Genomic DNA, 25,758 nt, shown 5'->3' on the forward strand with positions numbered 1-25,758 from the left:
CGGCACGCCACTGCACCGCGCGCGCTCACATGAATTCCTCTATCTTATAGGAACCCTTTGAAATGACCCGGATCCTGCATGTCGACGCCAGCGCTCGACCGCATTCTTCAGCCGAGAATCCGTTCGGATCGCACAGCCGGCGCCTAGGTGCGCGTTTTGCGCTGGCATGGCGCACTGCCCATGGCAGCGATGAAAACATCGTCTATCGCGACGTCGGCCAGCAGCCGCCACAGCCGGTGTCAGGCGCCTGGATCCACGCCGCGTTCACCAAGCCGGAGCAACGCCTGCCTTGGATGAGCGAGACGCTTGCCGAAAGTGATGGCTTGATCGACGAGTTGCTTGCTGCCGACATCATCGTTGCCGGCGTGCCGATGTACAATTTCGCGCCGCCGGCACAATTCAAGGCGTGGATCGACAACATCGTGCGGGTCGGCCGCACCTTCGGCTTCGACCGGTCGCGGCCAGGCGATCCCTACTGGCCGCTGCTCGCCGGCGCCGGCAAGACACTCGTCATCCTGTCTGCGCGCGGCGACCACGGCTATGGCAAGGGCGGCAGGATCGAGGCGCTCAACCACGTCGAGGCCAGCATCGCGACCGCCTTCAACTACATCGGGATCACCGACATCAGGTCGGTGGCAATCGAGTTCGACGAATTCGCCGACGCCAGACTAAAGGCGTCGATCGAAAAGGCCGAAGCCGAGGTCGACGCGCTTGTCAAGACACTGGTCAGGGAACGACAGCAGCGAAACGCCGCTTGAGGCATTGCCGGCGCCTGCGTCCTCCTTTGGACGCGGGCGCTTCTGGCATGCGAACCGGTGCTGCGTGCTTCGCGGCGCTCCGGATCGTCTGGCCGAGACGTTACTGCTGGGCGGGCTTCTTCGCCGGACCTTCGTCGTAGCCGACATAGATCACGATGTCGCGCGCCGTCGGATTGGGGATGTTGATGTTCGGCACGGTGAACACCCACTGTGTCGCCACCGACGGATCGGTCACCTGCACGGCGTTCTTGTGCAGCTCGGAATAAAGTACCTCCTCGCCACGGGTCACCGCGACGCGGATCGGCATGGTGATCGTACCGGCACCGCCGGCAGGACCGACAACGACCTTGCCGGCAACGCCGACCTTGATGGTCATCGTGCCATCGGCGCGCGTGCAGCTGCGGGTGACGTCGGTGATCGCCGACTGATGGACGAGCTTTGCCGGGTCGTCCTGGCCGCCCTTGGCATAGCTGTTGAAGAAGGCGGTGCCGTCACGCAAGGTGATGTTGGGGCAGTAGGCAAGCAGTTCGCTGGCCAGGATCTTGCCCTCTTCGGCCGCGATCACCTTGGGATCCTTCGGGGCGGGAGGGCTAAAAAAGCCGCCACTGCCGCCTGATTGGCAGCCTGTGACGGCGAGCATAAAGCCGGCGGTCGCCAAAGCCGTCAGAAAACGGCCGTCGATCAAACGAAACACCATGAACTGCACTTCCCTCTCGCAAAGCAGTCGTTCTATATCAACCGCGCGGCAAAAATGCGACTGACGGAGCGCAGTTTTCCCGTCCTGCCGACAGGCAGCAGGTCGCATAGCCTTGGATTGGATAGATATGCACTATGTGAGCACCCGTGGGGAAGCGCCCACGCTCGGATTTTCTGATGCTGTACTTGCCGGCCTGGCACGCGACGGCGGCCTTTACCTCCCGGCGCAGTGGCCGACTTTCAGCCCCGCCGAAATCCGGGCGATGCGGGGCCTGAGCTATCCTGATCTCGCGATCAAACTGCTGACCCCATTTCTCGGTGGCGAAATCAAGCCTGATGTCTTCGAGCGCCTGGTTCGCGAAGCCTATGGCACGTTCCGCCATGAAGCGGTCTGCCCACTGGTCCAGACCGGCGCCAACAGCTTCGTGCTCGAGCTGTTCCATGGTCCCACCCTCGCCTTCAAGGATGTCGCCATGCAGCTCCTGGCGCGGCTGATGGACCATGTGCTTGCCGAACGTGGCCAGCGCGCGACCATCGTCGGCGCAACCTCGGGCGATACGGGCGGCGCTGCGATCGAAGCCTTTGCCGGGCGCGAACGCACCGACATCTTCATTCTGTTTCCGCATGGCCGCGTCTCGCCGGTGCAGCAGCGCCAGATGACCACCTCCGACGCCGCCAACGTGCATGCGCTGTCGATCGAAGGAAACTTCGACGACTGCCAGGGCCTGGTGAAGGACATGTTCAACGACCACGGCTTCCGCGACCGTGTTCAGCTGTCGGGCGTGAATTCGATCAACTGGGCCCGCATCATGGCCCAGATCGTCTATTATTTCTCCTCCGCCATCTCGCTCGGCGCCCCCGACCGGCCGGTGTCGTTCACCGTGCCGACCGGCAATTTCGGCGACATCTTCGCCGGCTATGCCGCCAAGAAGATGGGACTGCCGATCGACCAGCTGGTCATCGCCACCAACGACAACGACATTCTCGACCGCACGCTGAAGAGCGGCGAGTACCGCCAGACCGGCGTGGTGGCCACCACCTCGCCATCGATGGACATCCAGGTTTCGTCCAACTTCGAGCGCCTGCTGTTCGAGGCTTCCGACCGCGATCCAGCGGTGGTGCGCCGCTACATGGCCAGCCTCAAGCAGTCCGGCGCATTCACCATCGAGGCCCCGGCGCTGGCTGCGATCCGCGGCGAGTTCGGTGCCGGGCGCGCCGACATGACCGAGACCGCAGCGACCATCCGCGCGACGCTCGACAAGAGCGGCTACCTGCTCGACCCCCACACAGCGACCGCCGTGCATGTCGCGTCCAGCCTGCCCAAAAGCGATGTGCCAATGGTCGTACTTGCCACCGCGCACCCGGCAAAGTTCCCCGCCGCGGTACTTGCAGCCAGCGGCATCGAGCCTGCTTTGCCAAAATGGCTGTCGGGGCTGATGGAACGTAAGGAAAAGTTCACGGTACTTCCATCAGAGATAAAAATGGTGGAAGATTACATTAGCCGCCGCACACGAGTGGCGGATTAGGGAGTACGCGTAATATGGGTGTTGAGGTAAGCCGTCTGTCGAACGGCCTGACAGTGGCCACTGAAACACTTCCAAGCGTAGAGACAGTCGCTCTCGGCACATGGGTCAAGTCTGGCGCGCGCAACGAGCGTGACGACGAACATGGCATGGCCCACCTGCTCGAGCACATGGCTTTCAAAGGCACCAAGAACCGGACCGCCTTCCAGATTGCCTCGCAGATCGAAAATGTCGGCGGCGAAATCAACGCCGCCACATCGGTCGAAACGACCTCCTTCTACGCCCGCGTGCTGTCAGACGACGTGCCACTGGCCGTCGACATCCTGTCCGACATTCTCCAGGATTCGGAGTTCGACCCGGACGAGCTCGAACGCGAGCAGCACGTCATCCTGCAGGAAATCGGTGCCGCGCACGACACGCCGGACGACATCGTCTTCGATCGCTTCACCGAAACCGCTTTCCGTCACCAGACCATCGGCCGTTCGATCCTCGGCACGCCGGAGACGGTCAAATCCTTCACCTCCGCCAATCTTCACGACTTCATGACCCGCCAGTACGGCGCCGAGCGGATGGTCGTGGTCGCTGCCGGCGACGTCAAGCATGACGAGTTCGTCCGCCACGTCGAAAAGCGCCTCGGCAACTTCCGCTCCAAGGCCGAAAGCGCCATTCCGCAGTATGCGCAGTATGTCGGCGGCGACTTCCGCGAAGACCGCGACCTGATGGACGCGCAGATCGTGCTCGGCTTCGAAGGCCGCGCCTACCATGTGCGCGACTTCTACGCCTCGCAGGTGCTGTCGATGATCCTCGGCGGCGGCATGTCCTCGCGACTGTTCCAGGAAGTGCGCGAGAAGCGCGGCCTCTGCTACTCGGTCTATGCCTTCCATTGGGGCTTTTCCGACACCGGCATCTTCGGCATCCATGCCGCCACCGGCCAGAGCGACATCGCCGAACTGATTCCCGTCATCATCAACGAGCTGCAGCGGACAGGCGAGAACATCCTGCTCGAAGAGCTGGACCGCGCCCGCGCGCAGTATCGCGCCGGCTTGATCATGTCGGCCGAGAGCTGCTCCAGCCGCGCCTCGCAGATCGCGCGCCAGCTCCTGCTGTTCGGCCGTCCGATCGCCAAGGAAGAGCTGATGGAACGGCTCGGCGCACTCACCGTCGACCGCCTGACCGACCTGTCGTCGCGGCTGTTCTCGACCCGCCCGACCATCACCGCGGTTGGTCCCGTCGGCACGCTGGCGCCTTACGAATCAATCCTGGACTCGCTGCCGGGCGCACAGGCAACCGCCCGCAAGCTCGCCGTCTGAGCAGCATTTGCACGCATGTTCTCGCTCTCGCTTTTTCGCCGCGATACCCCGGCACTGAGAGGCGAACGCGTCAATCTGCGCCTGCCAAACTGGCGCGACTATCACGAATGGGTCACGCTGCGCGGGGAAAGCCGCTCTTTCCTAGAACCGTGGGAGCCGCGCTGGGCGCCCGACGAACTCGACCGTTCAGCCTGGCGCATTCGCCTTGCGCGCTATCAGGACGAATTCATCCAGGGCACCGCGGCTGCCTTCTTCATCTATGAAAATGCGAGCGGCAAGCTCGTCGGCGGCATCACGCTCGGCAACATACGCTACGGCGTCGCCCAGACAGGGCATATCGGCTACTGGATCGGCGAGCGATATGCCGGCCGGGGCCTGATGGTCGATGCCCTCAAGCTGGTCGTGCGGCATGCCTTCGATACGCTTCGGTTGCACCGGATCGAGGCTGCCTGTATCCCCGACAACGCACGCTCCGTACGCGTGCTTGAAAAAGCCGGATTCCGGCGCGAAGGACTTTTGCGATCCTACCTCAGGATCAACGGCGAATGGCATGACCACTACCTCTACGCACTGATTGCGGACGACCCGCAAGCTGTCACCATGAAGGCCTGAACTTGTCGAAGCATTTCCTGCTGGCGCCGTTGTTTGCGCTCATCGTTTCCGTTGTCGCGAGCGTCTGTGCGGTGTCGCAGGCCTTGGCCGTGGAGCCGATCAAGATCTCCCGTGACGACGTCGCGCTCAATCTCACGGGCGCGGTCGAGATCTACAGGAATCAGGGCGAGAACTTTCAGGTTTCCACGGCCCCCGGCGCCGACGGCATCGTGCGCCGCATCGAGGTTGAGGCCAACGACCAGCGCTCCAGCGGCGACTGGGCCGTCTTCGCGCTCGCCAACACCACCGACCAGCAGCTCGATCGCCTGATCGTTGCGCCGCACTTCCGGCTTGTCGGCTCCGGCCTGTTCTGGCCCGACCTCGGCTCCAACCGCCTCACCGCCATCACGCCTTCCGAAGGCCTCGCTGTCGACCGCCAGGCGAGCCCCGACGCCGACGTCTTCCTGGTCACACTCAACCCGGGTGCCGTCGTCACCTTCATCGCCGAGCTTGCTTCACCCAAGCTGCCGCAGGTCTATCTGTGGGATCCGGAATCCTACAAGGACACCGTCAATTCCTACACGCTGTTCCGCGGCATCGTCATCGGCATCGCCGGCCTGCTCGCGCTGTTCCTGACCATCCTGTTCGTGGTCAAGGGAACCTCGATGTTTCCTGCCACCGCAGCGCTTGCCTGGACGGTGCTTGCCTATATCTGCGTCGACTTCGGCTTCCTCAACAAGGTCATCGAGGTATCCCCCGGCAACGAGCAGATATGGCGAGCGGGCACGGAGGTGGCGCTCGCCGGCACCTTCGTCGTGTTCCTGTTTGCCTATCTCAACCTCAACCGCTGGCATGGCCATTTCAGCTATGGCGCCTTCGTCTGGATCATCGGCCTGTTCCTGATCGCCGGCGTCGCCATCATCGATCCGGCAGTTGCCGCAGGCATCGCGCGCATCTCGTTTGCGGCAACCGCGCTCACCGGGCTCGGTCTGATCGTCTATCTCAGCATTCGCGGCTATGACCGCGCCATCATGCTGGTGCCCAGTTGGGCGATGGTGCTGATATGGCTCAGCGGCTCGTGGATGGCGATAACAGGCGTCCTCGACAACGACATCGTCCAGCCGGCGCTCGGCGGCGGCCTGATCCTGATCATCCTGTTGATCGGCTTCACCGTCATGCAGCACGCCTTCGCCGGCGGCGGCGCCCATCAGGGCCTGTTCAGCGACATGGAACGGCAGGCACTCGCCATCTCCGGCTCCGGAGACATCGTCTGGGACTGGGACGTGCTGCGCGACCGCGTCGTCACCCGTCCCGACGTCTCGGTCCAGCTCGGCCTTGCGCCGAACAGCCTGGGCGGTGCTGCCCGCAACTGGCTGCCGGTGCTGCATTCCGACGACCGCGATACGTTCCGCACAACGCTCGACGTCGTGCTGGAGCACCGCCGCGGCCGCGTCTCGCAGAGCTTCCGCCTGCGCGGCGCCGACGGCCACTACCACTGGTTCCAGCTCAAGGCGCGGCCAGTCATCGGCTCCGATGGCGAGGTGATCCGCTGCGTCGGCACCATGGTCGACGTCACCGAACAGAAGAAATCCGAAGAGCGCTTGTTGCACGACGCCGTGCACGACAACCTGACCGGCCTGCCCAACCGCGAGCTGTTCATGAACCGGCTCGAGGCGATCATCTCGATCGCCCGCACCGAAGAGAAGGTCCGCCCGTCGGTGTTCGTCATCGACATCGACCGCTTCAAGCAGGTCAATGACGGCCTGGGCATTTCGGCCGGCGACACCATCCTTCTGACCATCGCCCGCCGCCTGCACCGGCTGCTCAAGCCCAAGGATTCGCTGTCGCGCTTTGCCGGCGACCAATTCGCGCTGATGCTGTTGTCGGAACAGGATCCGTCGCGCATCGCCGCCGTCGCCGACGCCATCAAGCAGGCGATCAAGGCGCCGATCACCTTCGCCAAGCGCGAGATCGTGCTGACCGCCTCCGTCGGCCTGATCACCTGGACAACCGCCCAGGCGACCGCCGAGGACATGGTCAAGGACGCCGAACTGGCGATGCACCAGGCCAAGCGTTTCGGCGGCGACCGCATCGAACCGTTCCGTCCGGCCTTCCGCACCGTCGGCACCGATCGCCTGCAGCTCGAATCGGACCTCCGCCGCGCCATCGAGCGCAAGGAATTCACACTGGCCTACCAGCCGATCGTGCGACTGGAAGACGGCAGCGTCGCCGGCTTCGAGGCGCTGCTCAGATGGGACCACCCGCGTCGCGGCATGATCCCGCCGGGCGATTTCATCCCCGTTGCCGAGGGCTGCGGCCTGATCGTCCAGCTCGGCCTGTTCGCCATGCAGCGCGCCGCCGAGGATCTGGCCGACTGGCAGAAGCAGATCAGCGACGCGCCGCTGTCGGTGTCGGTCAATCTGTCGAGCCGCCAGCTCATCCGCCGCGACCTCGTCAGCGATGTCCGCTCGGTCATCGCACGGGCCAATCTCAAGCCACGCTGCTTCCGCCTGGAGCTGACGGAATCGCTGGTCATGGACAATCCCGAGCAGACCAACCACGTGCTGACCAAGCTCAAGCAGCTGGGCATCGGCCTGTCGCTCGACGATTTCGGCACCGGCTATTCGTCACTCGCCTATCTCACCCGCTTCCCCTTCGACACCATCAAGATCGACAAGAGCTTCGTCGACGACACCTCACCCAAGCGCGCGGTGCTGCTCAAGTCGATGGTCAACATGGCGCATGAGCTTGGGCTATCGGTGGTCGCCGAAGGCATCTCCGACGAGAGCGACGCGCTCGAACTGCGGCAGATGGGCTGCGAATATGTGCAGAGCTTCATGTTCGGCGCGCCGGTTCCCGGCGACCAGGCGCTGAAGATGCTGAAAGAGCAGTATCCGCTTGCTCAGGCGTGACCGGCAGCGCTGCTGAGCCGCGCCAGGTCGATGCCGAGCGTGGCCAGGATGCGGTCGTATTTGCGGTCGATGTCGGTGTCAAACAGAAGCTCCGACGTCGCTGGGCAGGTCAGCCAGCCATTCTCGGCGATTTCGCTTTCGAGCTGGCCGGCGCCCCAGCCGGAATAGCCGAGCGCCATCAGCGCATGGCGCGGCCCGCGTCCGGCGGAAATGGCGCGCAGGATGTCGACGGTCGCCGTCAGGCAGATCTCTTCTGAGACAGGCAACGAGGACTCGACCTTGTAGTCGTCGCTGTGCAGCACGAAGCCGCGGCTGCGGTCGACCGGCCCGCCATTGCGGACGATGAAGTCCTTGGCCTTGCCAGGCAGCCGGATCGCTTCCTGCTCGTCGAGGATCCCGAGTTGCACAAGCAGATCAGGAAACAGCAGCGGCTGGACCTGGTTGATGATCAGACCCATGGCGCCTTCGTCGCTATGGGCACAGATGTAGATCACGGCACGCGAGAACCTGTCGTCCTTCATCCCCGGCATGGCGATGAGGAACTGATCGTCGAGAAAACCGCGCTGCGAGGCGCCCTTTTTCTGGCGTAAGAGGTCCATGGCTTGAAGGTAACGCGTTTCCTGCCGTCTTGAAAGATGGCGCACGGCGCGACGCATTCATCTTTTGACAGGCAACGTCACGCAAAAATGATGCGATGTGTTGGCGCCCCCTGTTGCGGACGCTGCGGGAGGCTATCAAATCACCGCCATGAGAATTGCGCCCCACTCCGCGATCGGCCTGTGCGCGGCATTGCTTGCCGCTGCCCCGGCCCACGCCTCCTCGTCAGCCTGGTTCGAGGCCGATGGCGGCCGTTTCCGCTTGGTCACCTCGGGGGCGCCTGATGCATCCGGCAAGCTGCAGGGCGTGCTCGACATCGAGCTCAAGCGCGGCTGGAAAACCTATTGGCGGGACCCCGGCAATTCCGGCGTGCCGCCGCAGATCGACGTCTCGGCAAGCCGCAACGTATCGGGCGTCGACCTGTCCTACCCGGCGCCGCGCCGTCATGACGACGGCTATGCCAAATGGGCCGGCTACGACCACTCCGTGCGCCTGCCCGTGAGCTTTACCGTCGCCGCCCCGGGCGAACCGGCGACCATCACCGCCAACGTCTTCCTCGGCGTCTGCGAGACGATCTGCGTGCCGGTGCAGGCCACGCTTGAGGTCGATCCCGCCGCCGATCCCGACAATCCAGGCGATGCCATCCTGGTGAAGACGGCGCTTGCCGCCCTCCCCGGTGCCGCACAACAGGACTTCGGCGCCACGCTGGAGCCGACCGAAGGCGAGCATGTCTCGATCATCGCGACGGCGCCTGGTCCCGCCGATGCGCTCGACGTCTTCGTCGCCGGCGTCGACGGCTACGTCTTCGGCACGCCCGAGCGGCACATAGAGGGCGGCAAGGCGGTGTTCACCGTCAAGCTGCTCGAACGCCCTGACACAAAGCCAGCCGGCAAGGGACTGCCCTACACGCTGACAAGTGCTGCAGGCGCCGTCGAGGGATTTTTGCCCTATCCCTGACTTTTTACCCTATCCCTGAAAAGGGCTGTCCAGCTTCCTATATCCAGCTGGCCATTGGACGCGGGCGACATCTGCGCTAGGTGATTGCCGCGTCCTTCCGATTTCAACTCGAACTCTACGCTTACGAGGAAATTCATGACCATTTCGATCGGCGACAAGCTGCCAGCGGCCACGTTCAAGACGATGACCGCCGATGGCGCCAAGAGCATCAGTTCCGATGAAATCTTTGCCGGCAAGAAGGTCGTGCTGTTTGCGGTACCGGGCGCCTTCACGCCGACCTGCAGCAACAACCACCTGCCCGGCTATGTCGAGAACCATGACGCGATCATCGCGCGCGGCGTCGACACCATTGCGGTGGTTTCGGTCAACGACGTCCATGTCATGGGCGCCTGGGCCCGGTTCAGCGGCGGCGAAGGCAAGGTGCAGTTCCTCGCCGACGGCAGCGGCGATTTCGCCCGCGCCATCGGGCTCGACACCGACCTTTCGGCCGCCGGCATGGGCCTGCGCTCGAAGCGTTATTCGATGATTGTCGAAGACGGCAAGGTCGCCCAGCTCAACCTCGAGGGCGCACCCGGCCAGGCCGTCGATTCGGGCGCGGCCCGCATTCTCGAACAGCTCTGACTGACACAGCTCCAAGACTGAAAATGGCGCGCGGCCTTACGGCGGCGCGCCCCACTCGGGCCTGGCCGAAGGCCTATGCCTTGCGGCCACTCTTGAACGGCGCCATGCCCTCACGCGCCAGCTCGTCGGCGCGTTCGTTCTCGGGATGGCCGGCATGGCCCTTGACCCAGTGCCACTTGACCTTGTGACGCCTGTTGGCCTCATCAAGCGCCTGCCACAGCTCGCCGTTCTTGACCGGCTTCTTGTCGGCGGTCTTCCAGCCGTTTTTCTTCCAGCCGTGGATCCATTTCGAGATCCCGTCCATGACGTATTTGCTGTCGGTGTGCAGGTCGATCTCGCACGGCTCCTTGAGGGAGTTCAGGGCAGATATGGCAGCCAGCAACTCCATACGGTTGTTGGTGGTCTCCGCCTCGCCGCCCGACAGCTCCTTGACCTTGGCCTTGTAGCGCATGAGCGCCCCCCAGCCACCCGGACCCGGATTGCCCGAGCAGGCGCCATCGGTGAAAATTTCAACTTGCTTCATTTCAGTCCGTATTCCTGGGCGGTCTTGATCGTCCGGTGGAAGCGCATGCGGCGGATGTATTCCGACGGGTCACGCTTCATCACCAGCCCGCCGTCCGGCACCGTCAGCCAGTCGTAGAGCCGCGTCAGCATGAAGCGCAGGGCCGAGCCGCGCGCCAGGATCGGCAGCGCTGCCTTCTCGTCCGCGCTGAGCGGGCGGACGCTCTGATAGCCGTCCAGCAGGGCCGTGCCCTTGGTCAGGTTGAAAGAAAAATCCTTCTCGAAGCACCAGGCATTGAGGCAAGTGGCGAGGTCGTAGGCGTAGGCGTCGTTGCAGGCGAAATAGAAGTCGATCAGGCCCGACAGATTGTCGCCGAGGAAAAACACATTGTCCGGGAACAGGTCGGCGTGGATGACGCCCGACGGCAGGTTCTTTGGCCAGTTCTTCTCGAACTCGGCAAAGTCGGCGTCGACTTCGCGGGCGAGCCCGGGCTCGACTTCGTCGGCACGTGGATGTGCTGCATCCCAGAGCTTGCGCCAGCCATCGATGGCGAGCGAATTCGGCCGCGTCATCGTAAAGTCCCTGCCGGCGATGTGCAGTTCGGCCAGCGCCCTGCCGACCTCGCGGCAATGCACGACCTGAGGCCGGCGCAGCCACATGCCTTCCAGGAAGGTGATGATGACGGCCGGACGGCCGGCCAGCGTGCCGATGACATTCCCGTCCTTGCCGTCGACCGGCAGGGGGCAGGAAATGCCCTTGTGGGCAAGATGCTGCATCAGGCCGAGGAAGAACGGCAGGTCCGCCTTGTCGACTCGCTTCTCATACAGCGTCAGGATGTATGACCCTGTCGTCGTGTGCAGCAGGAAGTTGGTGTTCTCGGTCCCCTCGGCAATGCCCTTGTAGGACAGCAACTCGCCAACCGGATAATTGCGCAGGAACGCTTCGAGTTCGCCCTCGCCAACGTCGGTATAGACAGCCATCAGCCGTTACCGTTGACGAAGGCCATGTCGGCTGGCGTCAGCTCGACGTCGCGCAATACCCGCATCACCGGAAACTCCTCCGTCTCGGTCGCCGTGATGGCGAGTTCCACGTTCACCTCGAAGCGTTCGCGGAAAGCGTTGATGATCTCGTCGACGATGATCTCGGGCGCCGAAGCCCCCGCCGACAGGCCCAGCGTAGCGATGCCGCCGATGTCGTTCCACGGGATCTCCGACGCGCGCTGAACCAGCAGCGACATCTTGGCCCCTGCCCGCTCGGCGACTTCGACGAGACGGCGCGAATTGGACGAGTTGGGCGCGCCGACGACGAGATAGAGGTCGGAGCCCGGCGCCGTCTCCTTGACCGCGTCCTGGCGGTTGGTGGTGGCATAGCAGATCGATTCGGCGGCGGGCGCCTCCATCGCCGGGAACTTCTCCTGCAGCGCCTTGAGGATGCCGGCGGTGTCCTCCACCGAAAGCGTCGTCTGGGTGACGAAGCCGAGTGCTTCGGGGTCGGCCGGCGTGAAGTTGCGGACGTCGGCCTCGGTTTCGATCAGCGTGACAGCACCCTCGTCCAGCTGGCCCATGGTGCCGATCACCTCGGGGTGGCCGGCATGGCCGATCAACAGCACGTGGCGGCCCTTGCGCTGGTGGCGCATCGCCTGCTTGTGCACCTTGGAGACCAGCGGACAGGTGGCGTCGAGATAGAACAGGTTGCGCGCCACCGCATCCGCCGGCACCGACTTCGGCACGCCATGGGCGGAAAACACGACCGGCGCGTCATGATGCTCGTCGGGGATCTCGTTGAGTTCTTCGATGAAGACCGCGCCGAGATTCTGCAGCCCCTCGACGACGTAACGGTTGTGCACGATCTCGTGGCGGACATAGACCGGCGCGCCGTATTTCTTCAGCGCCAGCACGACGATCTGGATCGCCCGGTCGACGCCGGCGCAAAAGCCGCGCGGCTGGCAGAGCCTGATCGTCAGGGGCGGTTTGGCAATCGTCTGGAGCATCTGATCCGCTTCTTCGTTCAGGGCCGAAATGATGTCTGTGCCCCCTTGCTGTCAAGGGAGGCTGAAGCACCGCGCGTCTTCTTTGGCGTGCAAAGGACGCCCTGGCACTCTGGAACCGTGCGCGATCCCGAATTCCGGGATCATGCAAGGTCAGTCATTTGCCGTCGGGCCGACGCAGCAGCCAGACGCCCATGACACCCAGCAGCGCCGCCGCCAGCCCATACCAGGTGACCGCGTATTGCAGGTGGTTGTTGGGCATGTCGACCATGGTCACCCCGCCGACCGGCAAGCCGCCAGGATTGGGCGTCTTGTCGGCATCGACGAAGAACGGCAGCACGGCCGCACCGGCAGGCAGCCCGGCGCTCGCCGCCATGGCGTCGCGGTCCTTCCAGTAGAAGACGTTCTTGGCCGCGTCGTTGTCCGGCACCAGCGAACCCGGCTTGCCCTCCAGCGGGTTGCGCGCCAACCCGACGATGCTGACGGGGCCCGTCACCTGTCCGGTCGGCCGCTTGGTCGCGTCCTTGAGGTCGTAGGGAACGAAGCCGCGGTTCACCAGAACGAAGCGGCCGTCATCCAGCTTCAGCGGCGTGTAGACGTAGAAGCCGGACTGGCCTTCCCATGTCGCCAGGAAATGCCGCTCGCCGTCATGCATGAAGGTGCCCGATAGCGCGACCGGCCAATAGTCGACGTCGGCGGTGGCGCGGTACTTCACTTCCATTTCAGCCAATGGCAATGGCTGCGACTTCGTCCGTTCGGCGATCTGCGCGATCAGTTCCTCTTTCCAATAGAGCCGCTGGACCTGCCAGCTGCCGAGCACGAGCAGCAGCGCAAAGGCAATCGTGCCGAGCACGAGCATCAACACGTGCCCGGAACGTCGCGCCGGGACCGTCATCGTCTTTTCCTGGATCATTCGCCCTTGTCCAAACGCCCTTCGGCTGCCTTGTTGCGATACTGCAGCGTTATCAGCACGCCCTTGATGAGGCGCAGCGAGCCGAGGCCGAGTGCCACGGTCAAAGGGATCCACAACAGCAGATGGAGCCACAGCGGCGGTCCATAATTGACCTCGAGCCACAGCGCGAGCCCGACCACGACAAAGCCGATGATCAGGATGACGAACACCGCCGGACCGTCGCCGGCATCGGCAAAGGAATAATCGAGCCGGCAGACGCCGCACTCCTTGCCGACGGACAGGAAGCTGGAGAACAGCCTGCCTTCACCGCAACGCGGACAGCGCCCCTTGAGCCCTGCCGCGATCGGCTCGACCGGCGGCCAGATCGCTTGGTCTTCGCTCATGGATTTATCTCGATGGGAGTGCCGTTTGCGACCATCTGCCAGATCTCCGCCATGTCCTCGTCGGTAACGGCGATGCAGCCGTTCGTCCAGTCGAACATCTGTATCAGCCAGGACCACCAGCCATATCCGTTCGGTTGGCCGTGGATCATAATCACTCCGCCAGGTTCGACACCTGCCCTCTTTGCCGCAGCCACGTCGTCAACATTCGGGTAGGAGATGTGGATCGACCTGAAATAGCCGCTTTCCGGGTTGCGCCAGTCGAGCAGATAGCGGCCTTCGGGCGTGCGTTCGTCGCCCTCCATCGCCTTGTGCCCCATCGGGTTCGCGCCGAGCACCATGGCGTAGCTGCGAACCACCTTGTCGCCGGAAAGCAGTTCGAGCCGGCGCTCCGACTTGTCGACGCGGACGAGATCGACCTCGCCCGCTTGCGCAGTCATAGTCGAGGCAAACAGGGTAATCATGCAGGCGAAGCGTCTTGTCGGCATGCCGGATGATTGCACCGGGAAAGCGCCCAAAAAAAGAGAAGGCGGCCGCGTTGCCGCGACCGCCTTACACCAGGAACCGGATCGATCAGTGGCCGTGGGCGATGGTGCCGCCAACCGAACCCCAGATGTAGATCGCGGCGAACAGGAACAGCCACACCACGTCGACGAAGTGCCAGTACCAGGCCGCTGCCTCGAAGCCGAAATGCTGCTTCGGGGTGAAGCCGCCGCGCATGGCGCGGAACAGGCAGACCAGCAGGAAGATGGTGCCGACGATGACGTGGAAGCCGTGGAAGCCCGTCGCCATGAAGAAGGTCGCGCCGTAGATCGAGTCCTTGAAGGCAAACGGAGCGTGGATGTACTCGTAGGCCTGCACGAACGAGAACAGGATGCCGAGGCCGACCGTCAGCGCGAGGCCGTTGACCAGGCCCTTGCGGTCGTTGTGCAGCAGGGCGTGGTGCGCCCAGGTCACGGCCGTGCCCGACAGCAAAAGGATGATGGTGTTGTAGAGCGGTAGGTGGAACGGATCGAGGATTTCGATGCCCTTCGGAGGCCAGACGCCGCCGGTGAATTCAGCGCGCATGACCTGGTGCGCTTCATTCGGGAACAGCGCCGCGTCGAAGAACGCCCAGAACCAGGCGACGAAGAACATCACCTCGGAGGCTATGAACATGATCATGCCATAGCGCAGGTGGAGCGAGACGACGCGGGTGTGATGGCCCTCATTGCCTTCCTTGATCGTATCCGACCACCAGCCGAACATGGTGTAGAGCACGATCAGCAGGCCGATCAGGAAGATCCAGTAGTTGGCGCCGGCCATGTTGTAGCCGAAGACCGGGAAGCTGCCGCCCTTGAGATGCTGCATCCAGGCGACGCCGCCGAATGCCATGATCAGCGCACCCAGCGAGGCGAGGAACGGCCACGGGCTGGGATCGATGATGTGATAGTCGTGTTGTGGTTTCGCGTGCGCGTCTGCCATATCAGCCCCCGGCTTTTCCGTCGGAATTAACATTTTTCGCTTCGCCGTCAACCTTGGGCGCGACAGCCACAGGCTTTTCCCCCGCAATGGGGAAGAAGGTATAGGACAGCGTGATCGTCTTGACGTCCTTCATTTCAGGCACGTTGACGATTTCCGGATCGACGAAGAACACCACCGGCATGTCGAGCGTTTCGCCCGGCTTCAACGTCGTGTCGGTGAAGCAGAAGCACTCGACCTTGTTGAAATAGGCGCCGGCGATCTCCGGTGTGACGTTGAAGGTCGCACGGCCCTGGGTCGGCGTGTCGAAGACGTTCTTCGCCGTGTAATGGATCTGCTTGGTCTCGCCGATCTTGATCTGGACGTCGCGGGCCACGGGCTGGAAATCCCACGGCAGGCCGCCCGACACATTGGCGTCGAAACGGACGGTGATCTCGCGGTCGAGGATCTTGTCGGAATATTGCTCGACGCGCTGCGTCGTGCCGCCATAACCGGTGATCTGGCAGAACATGGCGTAGAGCGGCACCGCGGCATATGCCATGCCGACCATGCCGCCGACGAAAGCGACGCACATGCCCGCAACCATCCGGTTGGAGCTCTGCTTCTTCAGGTCGACAGCCTTGGTGTCGTCGGTCATGCCATTGCTCATAGCGGCCGGTCCAGAATGGCCGGGCCGAACTTGGCGATGGTGGCGAGATAGAAGATGATGACGAGTGCCGCCAGCGCCAGGCCGATGGCGACGTTGCGGCTGCGGCGTGCCTTCCTCTGCTTGTCGGTGAGCGTCACCAGGTCCTTGTCCGACATCATGCACCTCCAAGCGCAAAGACACGCTCGATGATGCTGTCGGCCAGATAGGCCGCAAAGATCACGAACAGATACAGCAGCGAATATGCAAAGAGCTGCTTGGCGGGCTTCATCACGCGGTCGCTGTCCGGCATCCGGAGAACCTTCCAGGCGTACCAGACAAAGCCTGCGCCCAGGGCCAGCGAAACGACGCCATAGCCGATAGTGGTGTAGCCGAGCAGCCAGGGCGCCACGCCGACGGGGGCGAGCAGCAGCGAATAGGCGAAGATCTGGCGCCGTGTCGAGGCTTCGCCGGCGACGTTCGGCATCATCGGGATGCCGGCGCGCTCATAGTCCTGTGACTTGAACAGCGCCAGCGCCCAGAAGTGCGGCGGCGTCCACAGGAAGGTGATGAGGAAGAGCACGACGCTCTCGAAACTGACCGAGCCGGTCACGGCGGCCCAGCCGATCATCGGCGGCAGCGCACCGGCCGCGCCACCGATGACGATGTTCTGCGGCGTCCAGCGCTTGAGCCACATCGTGTAGATGACGGCATAGAAGAAAATGGTGAAGGCGAGCAATGCTGCCGAAAGCCAGTTGACGAGGACGCCGAGCGTCATCACCGAAAGAGCCGAGAGCACGAGGCCGAAGGTCAGCGCCTCATGCGGCGTCACCTTGCCCGACGGAACCGGCCGGCTGGCGGTCCGCGTCATGACGGCGTCGATGTCGGCGTCGTACCACATGTTGAGCGCACCAGAAGCGCCTGCGCCGATGGCGATCGCCAGGATCGCGACGATGGCGAGGAACGGGTTGATGGTGGCAGGCGCGGCAACCATGCCGACAAAGGCGGTGAAGACCACCAGCGACATGACGCGCGGCTTCAGCAGGGCGAAGAAATCGCCCGCCGTCGCTTCCGACATGCGGATGGTTTGATCGTCAAACCGGTTGTGGACAAGGGCCATGCGTACTTACGTCCAGTCGTTCCGTTTGGCCGAAGCCGCCGGTCTTGCCGGCGGCTTCGTAGTTCAATCAGTGCCTTACTTGATCTTCGGCAGCTGTTCCCACTGGTGGAAGGGCGGCGGCGAAGGCAGCTGCCATTCGAGCGTGGTCGCACCATCGCCCCAGGGGTTAGCACCGGCGACGCGCTTCTTGGAGAAGGCTTCGAAGACGCCGAACAGGAAGATCAGCACGCCGATGGCCGAGATGTAGGAGCCGTAGGACGACACCGCATTCCATCCGGCATAGGCATCCGGATAGTCGATGTAGCGGCGCGGCATGCCGGCGAGGCCGAGGAAGTGCTGCGGGAAGAAGATCAGGTTCACGCCGACGAACGTCACCCAGAAGTGGGTGTTGGCGATCGCCGCCGAGTACATGTAGCCGGTCATCTTCGGGAACCAGTAGTACCAGGCCGCAAAGATCGCGAACACGGCACCCAGCGACAGCACGTAGTGGAAGTGCGCCACGACATAGTAGGTGTCATGCAGCGAACGGTCGAGACCGGCATTGGCCAGCTGCACGCCGGTGACGCCACCGACGGTGAACAGGAAGATGAAGCCGATCGCCCAGATCATCGGCGTCTTCATGGTGATCGAGCCGCCCCACATGGTGGCGATCCACGAGAATATCTTCACGCCGGTCGGAACCGCGATGACCATCGTGGCGAACACGAAGTAGCGCTGCGTGTCGAGCGACAGGCCGGTGGTGTACATGTGGTGAGCCCACACGACGAAGCCGACGGCGCCGATGGCGACCATGGCGTAGGCCATGCCGAGGTAACCGAAGATCGGCTTGCGCGAGAAGGTCGACACGATGTGGCTGACGATGCCGAAGCCCGGCAGGATCAGGATGTACACTTCCGGGTGACCGAAGAACCAGAACAGGTGCTGGAACAGGATCGGGTCGCCGCCGCCTTCAGGTGCAAAGAAGGTCGTGCCGAAATTGCGGTCGGTCAGAAGCATGGTGATGCCACCTGCCAGGACCGGCAGCGACAGCAGCAGCAGGAAGGCGGTGATCAGCACCGACCAGGCAAACAGCGGCATCTTGTGCAGCGTCATGCCCGGAGCGCGCATGTTGAAGATGGTGGTGATGAAGTTGATCGCACCCAGGATCGACGACGCGCCGGCGATGTGCAGCGACAGGATCGCCAGATCCATGGCCGGACCGGGCTGGCCCGAGGTCGAGAGCGGCGGATAGATCGTCCAGCCGCCGCCGACGCCGTGGGCGCCTGGAGCGCTCGGCATGAAGGCCGAGAGGATCAGCAGGATGAAGGCGGGCGGAAGCAGCCAGAACGAGATGTTGTTCATGCGCGGGAACGCCATGTCAGGCGCGCCGATCATGATCGGAACCATCCAGTTGGCGAAGCCGCCGATCAGCGCGGGCATGACCATGAAGAAGATCATGACCAGGCCGTGGGCCGTCGTGAACGCGTTGAACATGCTCTTGCCGGCGTCGATCGCCGAGTCGCCTTCAACGCCGTAGACCATCGAGGCCAGGCCGTGGAAGATCTGGATACCCGGCTCGGCGAGTTCCCAGCGCATCATGACGGACAGGAAGCCGCCGATGCAGCCTGCCATGATCGCGAAGATCAGGTAGAGCGTTCCAATATCCTTGTGGTTGGTCGAGTACACCCACCGAACCCAGCCCTTCGGCTTGTGGTCGTGATGGTCGTGAGCTGCAGCGCCTGCCATGTTCCGCTCCGTTCCCTGATCCCTATTCTACCGCGGCTCAGTTGCCAGCGGCCGCGACCTTGGCCGCACCGTCCGTCTCGGCCATCAGCGCCTTGTTGGCACCCGGCAGATCGGTCTTAGCGGCGGCAAGCCACGTATTGTACTGTGCGTCTGAGACGACGCGGATTGCGATCGGCATGTAGGCGTGGTCCTTGCCGCAAAGCTCGGAGCACTGGCCGTAATAGAGGCCTTCCTTCTCAGCCTTGAACCAGATCTCGTTGATACGACCCGGCACCGCGTCCGTCTTCACGCCGAAGGCCGGCATGGCGAAGGCGTGGATGACGTCGCTGGCGGTGACGAGCACGCGAACCAGCGTGTTGATCGGGACGACGATTTCGTTGTCGACGGCGAGAAGCCGCGGATACGCGGCCCTGTCTTCCTTGCCGGCCGCGGCGCGGTCAGCATCGGCGAGCATCGCCGAGTTGAAGGAGAGCGGCTCGGCGTTCTGGTACTCGTAGTCCCAGTTCCACTGGTTGGCGGTCGCCTTGATCGTCAGCTTGGCGTCTTCCGGCGGCGAATACTGCGCCGTCAGGAGCTGGAACGACGGAATGGCCAGGAACAGCAGGATGACAACCGGACCGACGGTCCAGATGACTTCGATCAGCGTGTTGTGGCTGGTGCGCGACGGCACCGGGTTGGCGCTCGCGCGGAACCTGAAGATGCAATAGGCCAACAGGAAAAGAACGAACAGCGTGATCGGAACGATGAACCACAGCGTGTAGTGCTCGAACCAGGTGATCTGTTCCATGATGCCGGTCGCGGCCGGCTGGAAAGTGGTTTGCCAAGGCGTCGGCTGAGCCGCATAGGCCGCGACGCTGGCAAGGGAAGCAGTCGCCGCGACGGCGCTAGCAAAGATCTTTCTCATCGCCCTCTGTATCTCCCATTTCCGTGCGGGCGTAGCCGCAAGGACATCGTGCCGCTCCGGGACGGGAATCCCAGAGACGTTCGGAGGTTCAAACCATACTCTCTTTATAACCGCAAGGAAGCAGAGGCTTAACCCGTGCGGCATTTTTGCGCGCAGGCGCAAAGGCTGGCGCCGCGACGCGTTTGGCGCTAGGTGAAGAACGCACAGGCGATAGAGCAATCGCCCCGCTTGTGCTGTCATGCCCTGAAAAGGCGTCGCAATTCGGGCCAAATTGGCTTCGAATGTCTGGAAAACCTGAGATTGCAGGATGGCGAAGGCGCCGTCTTGTTATTTACTTGCTGCCTGCACGGCCTGATAGTCGTGATTCGCAATGGAGCCGTCATGAAGTCTGGGCTTTTCAAAACCGTGGCGAAGATGCTTGTCGCCGCCGCCTGCGTGGTTCCCATGCAAGCCGGCGCGCAGCAGAGCGGCACGGTCAAGTCCACCCATGGCGCATGGTCGATCATCTGCGACACGCCCGCTGGCGCCACCAACGAACAATGCGTGATGATGCAGAACGTGATTGCCGAGGACCGTCCCGAGATGGGGCTTTCGGTGGTCATCCTGCGCACCGCCGACAACAAGGCCGAGATCCTGCGCGTGCTGGCGCCGCTCGGCGTATTGCTGCCCAACGGCCTCGGCCTCAATGTCGACCAGAAGGACATCGGCCGCGCCTATTTCGTGCGCTGCTTCCAGGACGGCTGCTATGCCGAGGTGATCCTCGACAAGACGCTGCTCGACACGTTGAAGACAGGCAAGTCGGCGACCTTCATCGTCTTCCAGACGCCTGAGGAAGGCATCGGCATCCCGGTCGACCTCAACGGCTTCGGCGAAGGTTTCGCCGCGCTGCCATAAGCGTTTGAGCCGGAGACATTGTCCGGAGCCTCCGTGTCGCCTACATCGGGGTGAATACACTCACCTTGGAATATGAGGCGACGCGCCATGACCAGCCTGCTCAGCCAGTTCGACATCACTGAAGACCGCGTGCGCAAGATCGTCGCCGAGACGATCGAGGGCGCCGACGATGGCGAGCTGTTCGTCGAATATCGCGAGGGCGAGGCGCTGATGTTCGACAACGGCCGGCTGAAGACGGCGAGCTTCAACACCGACCAGGGTTTTGGCCTGCGCGCCGTATCAGGCGAAGCGACCGGCTATGCGCATTCGAGCGACCTGTCCGAGCAGGCATTGCTGCGCGCCTCCGATGCGGTATCGGCTGTCAAGGGCGGCTATTCCGGCACGCTCGCCGCCGCCCCTGCCCGCACCAACACGCATCTCTATGGCGAGGAGAACCCGATCTCCTCGCCATCTTTCGAGGCCAAGGCCAAGCTGCTGCAGGAAATCGACGCCTGGCTGCGCGACAAGGATCCGCGCGTCCGCCAGGTGACCGCCTCGCTAGCCTCGTCGTGGCAGCATGTCGAGATCCTGCGCGGCGACGGCCAGGTGGTGCGCGACATCCGCCCGCTGGTGCGGATGAACGTGTCCGTCATCGTCGGCGACGGCGACCGCCAGGAAAGCGGCTCCTATGGTGCCGGCGGCCGCAAGAATTTCGACGATTTCCTGACCGACGAAAGCTGGAAGGGTGCCGCGACCGAGGCCTTGCGCCAGGCGCTGGTCAATCTCGAAGCCATCCCCGCTCCTGCCGGCACTTTCGACATCGTGCTGTCGTCCGGCTGGCCGGGCGTGATGCTGCATGAAGCGGTCGGCCACGGCCTCGAAGGCGACTTCAACCGCAAGAAGACTTCGGCCTTCGCCGGTCTTCTCGGCCAGCAGGTCGCCGCCAAGGGCGTCACCGTCGTCGACGACGGCACGATCGCCGAACGCCGCGGCTCGATCACCGTCGACGACGAGGGCACGCCCAGCGCCTGCAACGTGCTGATCGAGGACGGCAAACTTGTCGGCTACATGCAGGACCGCCAGAACGCCCGGCTGATGGGCATGAAGGCGACCGGCAACGGCCGCCGCGAATCCTACGCGCACCAGCCGATGCCGCGCATGACCAACACCTATATGACCTCGGGCGACAAAACGCCGGAAGAGATCATCGCCTCGGTCAAGAACGGCATCTATGCCGTGTCCTTCGGCGGCGGCCAGGTCGACATCACCTCGGGCAAGTTCGTGTTCGGCTGCACCGAGGCCTACATGATCGAGGACGGCAAGGTGACCCAGCCGATCAAGGGCGCGATGCTGATCGGCAATGGACCCGATGCGATGCATCGCGTCACCATGGTCGGCAACGACATGAAGCTCGACAACGGCATCGGCATGTGCGGCAAAGCCGGCCAGGGCGTGCCCGTCGGCGTCGGCCAGCCGCATCTCAGGATGAACCAGATGACTGTCGGCGGCACACGGGTCTAGCCCGAGCGCCGACAGGACGAATGCCGATGCAACGCCCCACCTCGATCGTCGTGCTCACCGGCGCCGGAATCTCTGCCGAATCAGGTGTCGACACCTTTCGCGACAAGGACGGCATCTGGTCGAAGATCGACTACCGCGACGTGGCGACGCCGGAAGGTTTTGCCCGCAATCCGGAGCTGGTTGACGACTTCTACAACCAGCGCCGCGCGGGTCTTGCCGATGTCGCGCCGAATGCCGCACATGTGGCATTGACGCGGCTCGAACGGCAGTTCCGGGGCAAGTTCCTGCTCGTCACCCAGAACATCGACGACCTGCATGAGCGGGCCGGGTCGCAGCGGCTGATCCACATGCATGGCGAACTGACCAAGGCCTTGTGCGCCCATTGCGGCGCAAGGAACCCGCGGCACGGCGACATACTGCGCACGTCACGCTGCCCGTCATGCCAGGAGGTCGGCCAGTTACGGCCTGATGTGGTCTGGTTCGGCGAGATGCCCTATCTGATGGACGAGATCGACGAGGCGCTGGCAAGTTGCGACCTCTTCGTCTCCATCGGCACCAGCGGCAACGTCTATCCCGCTGCCGGCTTCGTCGAGCAGGCGCGCCATGCAGGCGCCCGTACGGTCGAACTCAACCTCGAACCGTCGGAAGGCTACGACCTCTTCGAACAGGCCATAAATGGCCGCGCCACCGAAATCGTACCCGAATTCGTCGAGCATATACTGGCTTAGGTGTCGTTTCCAAGAAGGTTGTTCAGTCTTTGGAACGGGCTGATGCCTCCAAGGGCCGAGTGTGGGCGTGCCAGGTTGTAGTTGGCTGCCCATTGGTGAATGGCCTTGGCGCGTTCGTTCGATGAGGCGTATGGCCTGGCATAGGCCCATTCGCGCAGCGAAGTCTGGATGAAGCGCTCGGCCTTGCCGTTGGTGCGCGGGGTGTAGGGCCTTGTGCGGATGTGTCGGGCACCGGCACCTTGGAGTGCCTGGGCGAACAGTTTGGAGCGATACGCCGAGCCGTTGTCGGTCATCACCCGCTCAACCCTGGCGCCCAGCCTGGCGTACCAGGCCAGTGCCCGGTTGAGGAACCCGGTGGCATCATCCCGGCCCAGGCTGGGCAGCAGTTCGACATAGGCGAGGCGCGAGGCATCGTCGATGGCGACATGCAGGTGTTCGTAGCCGATGCCTCGGGCGCGATGATGGCCTTGGTGCTGACCCGTGATCCGATGGCCAACGCCGTCGATACGGCCCAAGGTCTTGATGTCGATATGGATCAGTTCGCCCGGCCGCTGCCGTTCGTAGCGCAACACCGGGGGCCGGGGATCGAGCCAGGCCAGCCGGTTCAGTCCCAGCCGGCGCAGCACCAAGCCTACCGTCGAGCGCGCCAGGCCCAAGGACCGGGCAATTGCCGGCCCGGTCATGCGCTGGCGCCGCAACTGCTCGATCCGCGACACCTGCATGGCTGCCAGCCGATGCCGGCAGCGGTGCGGAGCCGAACTGCGATCGTGCAGAACCCGGTCGCCGGCCCGGTAGCGGTCGAGCCAGCGATAAGCCGTTCGTTCCGAAACCCCGGCCGAACCGGCAGCACGCCGCACGCTCCAGCCCTGTTCAATTCGTTGCACCAAAAGCACTCGACCTGACGGCGTCAGACGCGCATTCTTATGGACGTTCATTCGGGGAGCTCCACTGAAGGTTGGTTGGCTTCGCAACCCCAGCTTCTCAGTCCCTCCTCGAATGAACAACCTTCATAGCTTCGACACTTAGGCACCGGTCCGCCCATCCACGGATGGACCTGACGCGTCCGCCTACCGCCGCTTCTTCGGCTTCTCCAGCAAAGCCACCGCCTCGACATGGTGCGACCATAGGAACTGGTCAATCGGCACAACGCTCTTCAGCGCATAGCCGCCGTCGATGAGGATCCTGAGATCTCGCGCCAGCGTCGCCGGATTGCACGATACGGCTGCGACGTATGGAACATCGGAGCGGGCGATCTGCTTGGACTGGTCCTCGGCGCCGGCGCGCGGCGGGTCGAAGACGATGCCGTCAAAGACGTTCAGTTCCTTGAAGGTCAGCGGGCGGCGGTCGAGGTCACGGCGCTCGACGGTGACGCGCTTCAGGCCGCTGGCAAAGCGGAAGCCGCGGTCGAGCGCGGCCAGCGCCGGCGCCTCACCTTCAACCGCATGAACCTCCGCCCCCGCGGCAAGCCTGAGCGCGAAGGTGCCGCAGCCCGAAAACAGGTCGGCGACCTTCCTGGCCTTGCGCATATGGCCGGTGACGAGCGACACCATCGCGCCCTCCGCCTCGGCCACGGCCTGGACGAAAGCGCCCGGCGGCGGGCTGACCGTCGCCGCGCCAAAGGTCAGCATCGGCTTGACCGGCTCGACGATGATCTCGCCGTCGATGGACAGGCGGGCGATCTTCGATTTGATGGCGAAATCGGTCGCGGCACGACGGATCGCTTCGGTCGGTTTGCCGCAATCGCTGGCGGCCACGTCGAAGCCCGACTCGGTGGCCGTGACAAGGAAGCGGAACGGCTTTGAGGTATTGGCGATGATGCCGGCAAGGTGCCGCAAGGTGCCTGCCGCTTCTACGATGGCCGGCACCAGTACAGGGCATTCCTCGATGTCGACCAGGGTATGGGAAAACGCCTTGTTGTAGCCGAGATGGAGCCCGGTCTCGGTGTTCCGGGCCGTAAACGCCGCACGCCTGCGGCTGTGCTGCGGGCACGCCACCAGCTCGCCGACTGCAACGTCGATGCCCCTGCCCTTCAGCGCATGGGCGACAAGACCACGCTTCCACTCGCGATAGGCCTGGTCCTCGAGATGCTGGATCGCGCAGCCGCCACATTCGGTGAAATGGCGGCAGGCCGGATCGATGCGCTGCGGCGACGGCTCGAGAACCGAGATCAGCTGGGCGCGATCCTTGTCGCGCGCGGCTGTCACCGTCTCGCCCGGCAGCGCGAACGGGATGAAGATGTGCCCGCCATTGGCATCGACGACACCGTCGCCATGCGCGCCCAGCCGCGCAATTTCGAAACGTGTCGTCATTACTCTTTCACTCCACCGAGCAGGTATTCACGATTTCCGTCGCCGCCTTCGAGCGGCGACGGGCAGATGCCGAGCGCACGCCAGCCTGGAACGGCGTCGAGCCAGGAGCGCAGCTCTTCAGCCATGCGCGGGCCGTCCTCGACATTCCTGAGCAGGCCGCTCTTGCCGATCGCCTCGCGCCCGGCCTCGAACTGCGGCTTGACCAGGAAGACGCCCCTGGCGCCTGGTGCTGCCAGTTCGAGTGCATTGGGCAGAGCCAGCCTGAGCGAGATGAAGCTGACATCGGAGACCAGCAGATCGGGTGTCCGGCCGCCGAGATCATCCGACGTCAGATTGCGGGCGTTGAGGCCCTCCAGGCAGGTGACGCGCGGATCCGACTTCAGCCTCTCGTCCATCTGGCCATGGCCGACATCGATCGCCACCACATGCGCTGCACCGCGCTCGAGCAGGACCTGGGTGAAGCCGCCGGTCGACGCGCCGATGTCCAGCGCCGTGGCTCCAGCCGGATCGAAGCTGAAATGGTCGAGCCCGGCGATCAGCTTGAGTGCGGCGCGCGAGACATAGGCCTGCGCCGGGTCGTCGACGGCGATTTCGGCGCTCGCCGGCACCATCTGTCCGGGCTTCTTCGCCGGTTGGCCGGCGACGGACACGGCCCCGCGCGCCACCGCGTCGCGGGCCCGCGAACGGCTGGCGAAGAAACCGCGGCTGACGAGCAATTCGTCGAGCCTCAGGCTGTTCCCGGAGC

The 25,758-nt window shown here is 63.8% G+C and carries 27 protein-coding genes; 10 read left to right on the plus strand and 17 right to left on the minus strand.

All coding sequences use genetic code 11. The annotated features are described in order from the left end of the window. The first annotated feature begins 62 nt into the window (after positions 1-62). Positions 63-758, plus strand: coding sequence for an FMN-dependent NADH-azoreductase (locus H5P29_RS24965; protein WP_154386002.1), 696 nt, complete (start codon positions 63-65; stop codon positions 756-758). Between the two features lie 100 nt (positions 759-858). Here H5P29_RS24965 and H5P29_RS24970 read toward each other — a convergent pair whose 3' ends face one another. Beyond that, positions 859-1,455 carry a hypothetical protein gene (locus H5P29_RS24970; protein ID WP_067964554.1) on the minus strand — a complete coding sequence of 199 codons (597 nt, stop codon included), beginning with the start codon at positions 1,453-1,455 and terminating at the stop codon, positions 859-861. 127 nt (positions 1,456-1,582) lie between these two features. Here H5P29_RS24970 and thrC point away from each other — a divergent pair, with 127 nt between their 5' ends. From thrC to H5P29_RS24990, 4 genes are read left to right on the plus strand one after another with little or no spacing between them, the layout of a single operon-like run. After that, a complete protein-coding gene (gene thrC / locus H5P29_RS24975; protein ID WP_154386003.1) occupies positions 1,583-2,980 on the plus strand; it encodes a threonine synthase in 1,398 nt (465 codons plus the stop codon). Positions 2,981-2,994: 14 nt separating this feature from the next. Beyond that, positions 2,995-4,287 (plus strand): pitrilysin family protein, encoded by a 1,293-nt coding sequence (locus H5P29_RS24980; RefSeq protein WP_067964558.1) that lies wholly within the window; start codon positions 2,995-2,997, stop codon positions 4,285-4,287. Positions 4,288-4,302: 15 nt separating this feature from the next. Continuing rightward, a complete protein-coding gene (locus H5P29_RS24985) occupies positions 4,303-4,899 on the plus strand; it encodes a GNAT family N-acetyltransferase (RefSeq protein ID WP_067964560.1) in 597 nt (198 codons plus the stop codon). Positions 4,900-4,901: 2 nt separating this feature from the next. After that, positions 4,902-7,790, plus strand: coding sequence for an EAL domain-containing protein (locus H5P29_RS24990; protein WP_154386004.1), 2,889 nt, complete (start codon positions 4,902-4,904; stop codon positions 7,788-7,790). Here the strand turns inward: H5P29_RS24990 and H5P29_RS24995 are convergent. Continuing rightward, a complete protein-coding gene (locus H5P29_RS24995; protein WP_067964563.1) occupies positions 7,781-8,389 on the minus strand; it encodes a YqgE/AlgH family protein in 609 nt (202 codons plus the stop codon). The two genes, H5P29_RS24990 and H5P29_RS24995, sit on opposite strands and share 10 nt — an antisense overlap. A 148-nt stretch (positions 8,390-8,537) precedes the next feature. Between H5P29_RS24995 and H5P29_RS25000 the strand changes: the two genes are divergently transcribed. Together H5P29_RS25000 and H5P29_RS25005 are read left to right on the plus strand one after the other, a co-directional pair. Further along, complete coding sequence (locus tag H5P29_RS25000; RefSeq protein ID WP_154386005.1) at positions 8,538-9,344, plus strand: protein-disulfide reductase DsbD domain-containing protein; 807 nt, start codon at positions 8,538-8,540, stop codon at positions 9,342-9,344. Between the two features lie 135 nt (positions 9,345-9,479). Next, positions 9,480-9,965: a peroxiredoxin gene (locus H5P29_RS25005; protein WP_154386006.1), complete on the plus strand. Its 486-nt coding sequence runs from the start codon at positions 9,480-9,482 to the stop codon at positions 9,963-9,965. Between the two features lie 73 nt (positions 9,966-10,038). Here the strand turns inward: H5P29_RS25005 and rnhA are convergent, their stop codons facing one another. The 12 genes from rnhA to coxB form a co-directional block, all read right to left on the minus strand. Beyond that, positions 10,039-10,488: a ribonuclease HI gene (gene rnhA / locus H5P29_RS25010; protein WP_067964568.1), complete on the minus strand. Its 450-nt coding sequence runs from the start codon at positions 10,486-10,488 to the stop codon at positions 10,039-10,041. After that, entirely contained in the window at positions 10,485-11,447 is a 963-nt protein-coding gene (locus tag H5P29_RS25015) for a homoserine kinase (RefSeq protein ID WP_154386007.1), read from the minus strand. Before H5P29_RS25015 ends, rnhA begins: the two co-directional genes overlap by 4 nt. Then, complete coding sequence (gene ispH / locus H5P29_RS25020) at positions 11,447-12,457, minus strand: 4-hydroxy-3-methylbut-2-enyl diphosphate reductase (RefSeq protein WP_154386008.1); 1,011 nt, start codon at positions 12,455-12,457, stop codon at positions 11,447-11,449. The genes H5P29_RS25015 and ispH overlap by 1 nt, the downstream gene beginning before the upstream one ends. A 154-nt stretch (positions 12,458-12,611) precedes the next feature. After that, the gene (locus H5P29_RS25025) at positions 12,612-13,349 is read right to left on the minus strand and encodes an SURF1 family protein (protein ID WP_281381273.1); all 738 of its coding nucleotides are present in this window, start codon (positions 13,347-13,349) and stop codon (positions 12,612-12,614) included. 14 nt (positions 13,350-13,363) lie between these two features. Then, on the minus strand, positions 13,364-13,750 hold the full coding sequence (locus H5P29_RS25030; RefSeq protein ID WP_067964574.1) for a DUF983 domain-containing protein: 387 nt from the start codon (positions 13,748-13,750) through the stop codon (positions 13,364-13,366). Beyond that, positions 13,747-14,235, minus strand: a complete 489-nt coding sequence (locus tag H5P29_RS25035; protein ID WP_154386010.1) for a murein L,D-transpeptidase family protein — start codon at positions 14,233-14,235, stop codon at positions 13,747-13,749. The genes H5P29_RS25030 and H5P29_RS25035 overlap by 4 nt, the downstream gene beginning before the upstream one ends. Before the next feature lie 85 nt (positions 14,236-14,320). Beyond that, positions 14,321-15,211, minus strand: a complete 891-nt coding sequence (locus H5P29_RS25040; protein ID WP_067964577.1) for a cytochrome c oxidase subunit 3 — start codon at positions 15,209-15,211, stop codon at positions 14,321-14,323. A 1-nt stretch (position 15,212) separates the two neighbouring features. Continuing rightward, the gene (locus H5P29_RS25045; protein WP_067966957.1) at positions 15,213-15,845 is read right to left on the minus strand and encodes a cytochrome c oxidase assembly protein; all 633 of its coding nucleotides are present in this window, start codon (positions 15,843-15,845) and stop codon (positions 15,213-15,215) included. 8 nt (positions 15,846-15,853) lie between these two features. Further along, positions 15,854-16,015 carry a hypothetical protein gene (locus H5P29_RS25050; protein ID WP_154386012.1) on the minus strand — a complete coding sequence of 54 codons (162 nt, stop codon included), beginning with the start codon at positions 16,013-16,015 and terminating at the stop codon, positions 15,854-15,856. Then, entirely contained in the window at positions 16,012-16,953 is a 942-nt protein-coding gene (locus H5P29_RS25055) for a heme o synthase (RefSeq protein ID WP_067964579.1), read from the minus strand. Before H5P29_RS25055 ends, H5P29_RS25050 begins: the two co-directional genes overlap by 4 nt. A gap of 75 nt (positions 16,954-17,028) precedes the next feature. After that, the gene (ctaD, locus tag H5P29_RS25060; protein ID WP_067964581.1) at positions 17,029-18,678 is read right to left on the minus strand and encodes a cytochrome c oxidase subunit I; all 1,650 of its coding nucleotides are present in this window, start codon (positions 18,676-18,678) and stop codon (positions 17,029-17,031) included. 37 nt (positions 18,679-18,715) lie between these two features. Next, the gene (coxB, locus tag H5P29_RS25065) at positions 18,716-19,582 is read right to left on the minus strand and encodes a cytochrome c oxidase subunit II (protein WP_067964583.1); all 867 of its coding nucleotides are present in this window, start codon (positions 19,580-19,582) and stop codon (positions 18,716-18,718) included. Between the two features lie 414 nt (positions 19,583-19,996). On the opposite strand from coxB, the gene H5P29_RS25070 reads away from it, so the two are divergent. The 3 genes from H5P29_RS25070 to H5P29_RS25080 all read left to right on the plus strand — a co-directional run bounded on the left by H5P29_RS25070 (position 19,997) and on the right by H5P29_RS25080 (position 22,704). Further along, positions 19,997-20,476: an invasion associated locus B family protein gene (locus H5P29_RS25070; protein WP_245432147.1), complete on the plus strand. Its 480-nt coding sequence runs from the start codon at positions 19,997-19,999 to the stop codon at positions 20,474-20,476. A gap of 87 nt (positions 20,477-20,563) precedes the next feature. Next, positions 20,564-21,976, plus strand: a complete 1,413-nt coding sequence (tldD, locus tag H5P29_RS25075; protein ID WP_067964585.1) for a metalloprotease TldD — start codon at positions 20,564-20,566, stop codon at positions 21,974-21,976. Positions 21,977-22,002: 26 nt separating this feature from the next. Then, on the plus strand, positions 22,003-22,704 hold the full coding sequence (locus tag H5P29_RS25080) for an NAD-dependent deacylase (protein ID WP_154386013.1): 702 nt from the start codon (positions 22,003-22,005) through the stop codon (positions 22,702-22,704). On the opposite strand, the gene H5P29_RS25085 is transcribed toward H5P29_RS25080, so the two are convergent. The 3 genes from H5P29_RS25085 to H5P29_RS25095 all read right to left on the minus strand — a co-directional run bounded on the left by H5P29_RS25085 (position 22,701) and on the right by H5P29_RS25095 (position 25,744). Further along, positions 22,701-23,639 carry an IS481 family transposase gene (locus H5P29_RS25085; protein ID WP_067955524.1) on the minus strand — a complete coding sequence of 313 codons (939 nt, stop codon included), beginning with the start codon at positions 23,637-23,639 and terminating at the stop codon, positions 22,701-22,703. The two genes, H5P29_RS25080 and H5P29_RS25085, sit on opposite strands and share 4 nt — an antisense overlap. Before the next feature lie 132 nt (positions 23,640-23,771). After that, on the minus strand, positions 23,772-25,013 hold the full coding sequence (locus tag H5P29_RS25090) for a class I SAM-dependent RNA methyltransferase (protein ID WP_154386774.1): 1,242 nt from the start codon (positions 25,011-25,013) through the stop codon (positions 23,772-23,774). Next, positions 25,013-25,744 carry a TlyA family RNA methyltransferase gene (locus tag H5P29_RS25095; protein WP_246670874.1) on the minus strand — a complete coding sequence of 244 codons (732 nt, stop codon included), beginning with the start codon at positions 25,742-25,744 and terminating at the stop codon, positions 25,013-25,015. The genes H5P29_RS25090 and H5P29_RS25095 overlap by 1 nt, the downstream gene beginning before the upstream one ends. Positions 25,745-25,758: the final 14 nt, after the last annotated feature.

It is taken from the genome of Aminobacter sp. MDW-2 (assembly GCF_014250155.1).
Taxonomy (GTDB): domain Bacteria; phylum Pseudomonadota; class Alphaproteobacteria; order Rhizobiales; family Rhizobiaceae; genus Aminobacter; species Aminobacter ciceronei.

Excerpts from the sequence above, each read along its gene's own strand:
- H5P29_RS24965 (WP_154386002.1), top strand. The coding sequence starts at position 63 with ATGACCCGGATCCTGCATGTCGACGCCAGCGCTCGACCGCATTCTTCA.
- H5P29_RS24970 (WP_067964554.1), bottom strand. The coding sequence starts at position 1,455 with ATGGTGTTTCGTTTGATCGACGGCCGTTTTCTGACGGCTTTGGCGACC.
- thrC (WP_154386003.1), top strand. The coding sequence starts at position 1,583 with ATGCACTATGTGAGCACCCGTGGGGAAGCGCCCACGCTCGGATTTTCT.
- H5P29_RS24980 (WP_067964558.1), top strand. The coding sequence starts at position 2,995 with ATGGGTGTTGAGGTAAGCCGTCTGTCGAACGGCCTGACAGTGGCCACT.
- H5P29_RS24985 (WP_067964560.1), top strand. The coding sequence starts at position 4,303 with ATGTTCTCGCTCTCGCTTTTTCGCCGCGATACCCCGGCACTGAGAGGC.
- H5P29_RS24995 (WP_067964563.1), bottom strand. The coding sequence starts at position 8,389 with ATGGACCTCTTACGCCAGAAAAAGGGCGCCTCGCAGCGCGGTTTTCTC.
- H5P29_RS25000 (WP_154386005.1), top strand. The coding sequence starts at position 8,538 with ATGAGAATTGCGCCCCACTCCGCGATCGGCCTGTGCGCGGCATTGCTT.
- H5P29_RS25005 (WP_154386006.1), top strand. The coding sequence starts at position 9,480 with ATGACCATTTCGATCGGCGACAAGCTGCCAGCGGCCACGTTCAAGACG.
- rnhA (WP_067964568.1), bottom strand. The coding sequence starts at position 10,488 with ATGAAGCAAGTTGAAATTTTCACCGATGGCGCCTGCTCGGGCAATCCG.
- H5P29_RS25015 (WP_154386007.1), bottom strand. The coding sequence starts at position 11,447 with ATGGCTGTCTATACCGACGTTGGCGAGGGCGAACTCGAAGCGTTCCTG.
- ispH (WP_154386008.1), bottom strand. The coding sequence starts at position 12,457 with ATGCTCCAGACGATTGCCAAACCGCCCCTGACGATCAGGCTCTGCCAG.
- H5P29_RS25025 (WP_281381273.1), bottom strand. The coding sequence starts at position 13,349 with ATGACGGTCCCGGCGCGACGTTCCGGGCACGTGTTGATGCTCGTGCTC.
- H5P29_RS25030 (WP_067964574.1), bottom strand. The coding sequence starts at position 13,750 with ATGAGCGAAGACCAAGCGATCTGGCCGCCGGTCGAGCCGATCGCGGCA.
- H5P29_RS25035 (WP_154386010.1), bottom strand. The coding sequence starts at position 14,235 with ATGCCGACAAGACGCTTCGCCTGCATGATTACCCTGTTTGCCTCGACT.
- H5P29_RS25040 (WP_067964577.1), bottom strand. The coding sequence starts at position 15,211 with ATGGCAGACGCGCACGCGAAACCACAACACGACTATCACATCATCGAT.
- H5P29_RS25045 (WP_067966957.1), bottom strand. The coding sequence starts at position 15,845 with ATGACCGACGACACCAAGGCTGTCGACCTGAAGAAGCAGAGCTCCAAC.
- H5P29_RS25050 (WP_154386012.1), bottom strand. The coding sequence starts at position 16,015 with ATGATGTCGGACAAGGACCTGGTGACGCTCACCGACAAGCAGAGGAAG.
- H5P29_RS25055 (WP_067964579.1), bottom strand. The coding sequence starts at position 16,953 with ATGGCCCTTGTCCACAACCGGTTTGACGATCAAACCATCCGCATGTCG.
- ctaD (WP_067964581.1), bottom strand. The coding sequence starts at position 18,678 with ATGGCAGGCGCTGCAGCTCACGACCATCACGACCACAAGCCGAAGGGC.
- coxB (WP_067964583.1), bottom strand. The coding sequence starts at position 19,582 with ATGAGAAAGATCTTTGCTAGCGCCGTCGCGGCGACTGCTTCCCTTGCC.
- H5P29_RS25070 (WP_245432147.1), top strand. The coding sequence starts at position 19,997 with ATGCTTGTCGCCGCCGCCTGCGTGGTTCCCATGCAAGCCGGCGCGCAG.
- tldD (WP_067964585.1), top strand. The coding sequence starts at position 20,564 with ATGACCAGCCTGCTCAGCCAGTTCGACATCACTGAAGACCGCGTGCGC.
- H5P29_RS25080 (WP_154386013.1), top strand. The coding sequence starts at position 22,003 with ATGCAACGCCCCACCTCGATCGTCGTGCTCACCGGCGCCGGAATCTCT.
- H5P29_RS25085 (WP_067955524.1), bottom strand. The coding sequence starts at position 23,639 with ATGAACGTCCATAAGAATGCGCGTCTGACGCCGTCAGGTCGAGTGCTT.
- H5P29_RS25090 (WP_154386774.1), bottom strand. The coding sequence starts at position 25,013 with ATGACGACACGTTTCGAAATTGCGCGGCTGGGCGCGCATGGCGACGGT.